This window comes from Flavobacterium sp. (assembly GCF_044368625.1).
In the GTDB taxonomy this organism is placed as follows: Bacteria; Bacteroidota; Bacteroidia; order Flavobacteriales; family Flavobacteriaceae; genus Flavobacterium.
Window position 1 is genome coordinate 1 of record NZ_JBIPPD010000352.1, and the last position, 3,121, is coordinate 3,121.

4 protein-coding genes are annotated in these 3,121 nt (G+C 28.4%); all 4 read left to right on the forward strand.

All coding sequences use genetic code 11. The annotated features are described in order from the left end of the window. Window positions 1-351 (forward strand): hypothetical protein (locus ACIQ2X_RS16380; protein WP_396180068.1); only part of this gene is annotated, 351 nt, incomplete at its 5' end. Further along, the gene (locus tag ACIQ2X_RS16385; protein WP_396180069.1) at window positions 348-1,394 is read left to right on the forward strand and encodes a hypothetical protein; all 1,047 of its coding nucleotides are present in this window, start codon (window positions 348-350) and stop codon (window positions 1,392-1,394) included. The genes ACIQ2X_RS16380 and ACIQ2X_RS16385, both read left to right, overlap by 4 nt. Then, a complete protein-coding gene (locus ACIQ2X_RS16390) occupies window positions 1,387-2,433 on the forward strand; it encodes a RecB family exonuclease (RefSeq protein WP_396180070.1) in 1,047 nt (348 codons plus the stop codon). Before ACIQ2X_RS16385 ends, ACIQ2X_RS16390 begins: the two co-directional genes overlap by 8 nt. A 9-nt stretch (window positions 2,434-2,442) precedes the next feature. Then, window positions 2,443-3,121, forward strand: a 679-nt coding sequence (locus ACIQ2X_RS16395; RefSeq protein ID WP_396180071.1) for a PHP domain-containing protein, incomplete at its 3' end; no start/stop codon positions are given.

Consider the following 3,121-nt stretch of genomic DNA (forward strand, 5'->3'; position numbering starts at 1 on the left):
GATGAAAGTGTCGTATCTCTCTCTGATGGAATTACTCAATTTTGCTCACATCTTTTCTTGTTGCGCAAAAAGATTGCTGAGGAAATTCATTCTGAGGGAAATAGATTTGGCTCTCACAAATTAGTCAATCTTAAAGCAAGGCATCTTGGCAAAGATCCATTAAGAGCAATCAATCCAGTTGAAATGCCAGATGGAAGTAAAAAATCTAATTTCATTAATCTTGAATTTGAAAACTTCTGCATCACAGAAAAAGGCGACTTGAATGACATTGTTCGTTCTATGAATAATGAAGACGTTCATCTTGAAGAAGATGACGAAGATAACTCCATTCCAATGATTTTTTCACAATGAGTAAGTATAGAGAAATTTTAGAAAGCCTAGGATATAATCTAAAAGACCATGGTCAATATTGGAGGACAAATGCTGTATATAGATCTGGAGATAACACTACGGCACTTCAAATTTACAAGGACACTGGAGTATGGAAAGACTATGTAGAGGACAGTACTTTTATGCCATTTGAGGCGTTGTTGTCTCGTACATTAAATACAAATGATAATAATATAATTAAGAGTTATTTGAAAGACATACAAAAGGGTGTAAATATAATTAAAGAAAAAACATTTTTGAAAGAAGAAAAAACATATCCAATCACATCACTTCAAAGACTTTTGCCGCATTATGATTTTTATTTAGATAAGAATATTTCTATTGGAACTCTTAAGAAATATCAATGTGGCTTTTCTACATCTGGCAAAATGTATCAAAGAACAATTTTCCCAATCTTTAGCAAAGATAAAAAGATACATGGTTTTTCTGGCAGAAAAGCTGACCTAGATGAAAATAAACCAAAATGGCTGCATATTGGAAGAGTTGCAGATTGGTTTTATCCATTTTATTCTATCGAAGAATGCAGGAATTCTATTTTTAATTCAGAGAAGGTTTTTATTGTAGAGTCTATCGGAGACTCGTTATCTTTATTTGATAAAGGCATTAAAAATAATTTAGTTAGTTTTGGTTTAAATATTTCGTCTAAATTTATATCTAAACTTAGTTTAATGCCTGTTAAAAAAATCATTGTTTGTTTTAACAATGATTATCTCTCTGATAGAAATCGCGGTTTTGAAGGTGCGATTAAGTCTATATTTAAACTTATTGATACAATAGATTTTAAACATATTTATTTTATACCGCCAGATTTAAATGATTTTGGACAAATGTCAAAGAATGATTTGGAAATCTATCTTAAAAAAGTCGATGATATAAGTCACAAGGAGTCTATTGAAATGGTTATTTCAATAGCAGAAAAAATGGAGTCTACATTAAAAACAAATAAATCTTTTTCTGATTCTCTCAAAAAACTTAAAAAACTTTATAAATTTAACTATGAGTGAATTAGTGAATAAACCACTTTCGGCATCAAGAATTAAAACATTACAAACATGTTCTTGGCAATATTGGTGCAAATATCATTTAAAGCTTCCAGACACAACAAATGAAGGGAGTCTAAGAGGAAGTATATGTCATGCAGTTTTTGAGGTTCTTGGCGATCCAAGACATAAACATCATTATGATCAATTAGTAAAACATCAAGATATAAAATCATCTAAACCAATTAATCGTATGGTTAATTCTTTTGCAAGAAAGAATAAAATTGATGATTTTGATAATCTTGAATTAATTAATCAAATGATTATGGAGGGTCTCAATTATGATTTTTTTGGCAATAAATACGGCAAACCAACAGAATCTATTAGCGAAAAGGATTTTGATATAGAGGTCAATAATGGTCAAAAGAATTATAGAATTCTTGGGTTTATAGATAAATTATTCTTATTCAAGAAAAAAAGAATAGCATTAATAAGAGATTTCAAAACATCTAAGCAAATTTTTAGCGGTCAAGAAGTTGAAGATAATATGCAAAATTTAATGTATTGTCTTGCTGTTAAATATTTATATCCAGATTTCTTAAAAAGAGATATGGAGTTTTTGTTTCTGAAATTTGATTGTAAAAACGAAGGTCTTCTTGAAATGAGCGAAGTGGCAGAAGATGAACTAGAAGGCTTTGAATATTTTTTAACACAAATTCAATCAATAATTAATAATTTTAATGAAAAATCTGCTATTGATGGTCTTGCCTATAATAAAGGATTCCCCTCTAAAGAAGAGGGGTTTAGCGGGAGGGTTGTATGTGGAAGAGCTGAATATAAAGGTCAATTAAAAAAAGATGGAACTTTAATGTGGCATTGTCCATTTAAATTTCCATTTGACTATTTTGTTTTATTAGACGAAGATAAAAATATTATATCCTCCTCTTATGTTAAAGAAGAATTAAACAAAAAAAGAAAAAATGGACTTGGCTTCTCTATAGAAAAGAGAAAATATTCTGGATGTCCAGCTTTTAGATTTGACAATATCAATGAATTGTTATAAACTTATCTAGTGGCAATACCTCTTTTTAAAACTCACTTTAGTATTGGGCGATCCATTTTGCAGCCAAAAGATATATTTGATATTAAATCAGAATATAATCTTAGTGAAATTGTTGTTGTTGAAGACTCTTTTTATGGCTTTAGGAGTATTAATAATGTTGCTCAAGAACTTGGTATTAAATTAATCTTTGGAATAAGATTATCAGTTGTTGAAAATTCATTTTCCGAACTTCCTAGTAAATTAATTTTCTTTGCAAAAAACAATGATGGCATAAATAATATAAAAGCCCTCTATTCAAAAACTTTTGAAAATAAAGAAATTGTTTTAAACTTGTCTGAAGTAGATGAATTATTCTTCAATAATGTTAAAATAGGAGTTCCATTTTACGACTCTTATATTTATAATAATTTATTTTATTTCGGTTTGTCTCATTTGGAACTATCCAAATTTGATCATTTTTATTTTATTGAGGACAATAATCATCCATTTGATTTCTTTATAAAAAATCAAGTCAATAGAGTTACAATGAATGGATCTAAACAACCAATTCAAAATGCAAAATCAATTTATTATAAAAATAAAGAAGATTTTGAAGCGTTTCAAATGTATAAAGCAATTTGTAATCGCTCAAATGGAAAAAATCCATCTTATTCAAATCCAAATTTAAATCATTTTTGCTCAAATGAGT